The sequence below is a fragment of the Hymenobacter agri genome (genome assembly GCF_054778495.1).
Genome location: NZ_BAAGZM010000917.1, coordinates 1 through 1,225 on the forward strand (window position 1 = coordinate 1; position 1,225 = coordinate 1,225).

1 protein-coding gene is annotated in these 1,225 nt (G+C 63.8%); it reads right to left on the reverse strand.

Features of this window, described 5'->3' with window-relative positions; genetic code table 11:
• Nucleotides 1-1,225, reverse strand: a 1,225-nt coding sequence (locus ACYVDE_RS23355) for a right-handed parallel beta-helix repeat-containing protein (protein ID WP_460503925.1), incomplete at both ends; no start/stop codon positions are given.

Here is a 1,225-nt window from a genome sequence, read left to right on the forward strand (position 1 = left end):
TGCGGGTCGACGCTCACGCTGTTCTGGTCGAAGGTGCCGCCGTTGGCCGTGCTCCAGTCGGCCAGCGTGGCGTAGGGCGAAGTCTGGAAAAAGCCCGTACGGAAGGTGCTGCCGCTGCCCGTCAGGTCGTTGTTGTTGCTCACGAAGCTGGGCACGATGGACGACAGAAAAACGGCATAGTTCAGGCCCGTGCCGGTCCGGCTCAGGCGCACGATGTTGTTGCGAAACTCCACGTTCAGGCCCGTGGTCTGGTAAAAGCCGAAGCCGCCGCCCGTGCCGGTGTTGGCCTGGTCGTTGATGTCGATGGTATTGTAGTAGTACTTGGCGTTGTCGGACGAGCCGTTGAAGATGCCGTACACCGCCGAGCCGCTCATATCATAAATCAGGTTGTTGGCAATGATGTTCGGCGCAGTAGTCGTAGCCGCCGCCAGCGTAAACAGGTAGATGCCGTACGCCCCCGACGTGGTGGTAGTGCCCGCCGGAAACGCCTGGTGGAAGCGGTTTTTGGCTACCGTAGTTCCGCCGGTGCCCACGTTCATGTTCAGGCCATAATAAGAGCCGGCGCCCGTGCGGGTGGGCCGCGACACGTCGTTACCCGTCACCTGTGCCCCGCTCAGGTAGCTGAGGTAGATGCCCGCATCGTAGCAGTCGGCCACGGTGTTGTTCGTAATCTGCACGCCGAGCGTAGTGGGCGCGCCGGGGGGCGAGCCCACCACCACAATGCCGTTGTAGCCGCCGGTCACGGTGTTGCCTTGCAGCGTCAGGTTCTGGCTGGCCGTGGGGCCGTTGCCGGTGATGGAGGTGGCCGAAGCGTTCGACACGATGCCCGCGAAGTTGGAAGTCGTGCCCGTCTGGGGCGCCGTCACGGTGCAGTTGCTGATAACGTTGTTGTCGGAGTTGTTCAGCAGTTGAATGCCCCAGCCGTAGGTGACGGTACTGGCACCGCCCCCGGTGGCATCCACCACCAGCCGGTCGAGGGTCACGTAGTCGGCGCCGTTCAGCGTGATGACGGCCCGCTGCGCAGAAGTGGCGGCGCCAAACTGAATAATACTGCCGTTGCCGCTGAATGTGACGCGGTTGGTTGCGCTGCTGCCCGTAAACTGGCCCAGGCTAACCTGCTCATTGTAAGGCCCGCCGCTCACGGCAAAAGTTACCGGGCCGCTCACGCCGCCCGCCGTCAGGGCCGCCACGGCCGCCGTGAAGCTGGCGTAGTTCGTGCCCGCCG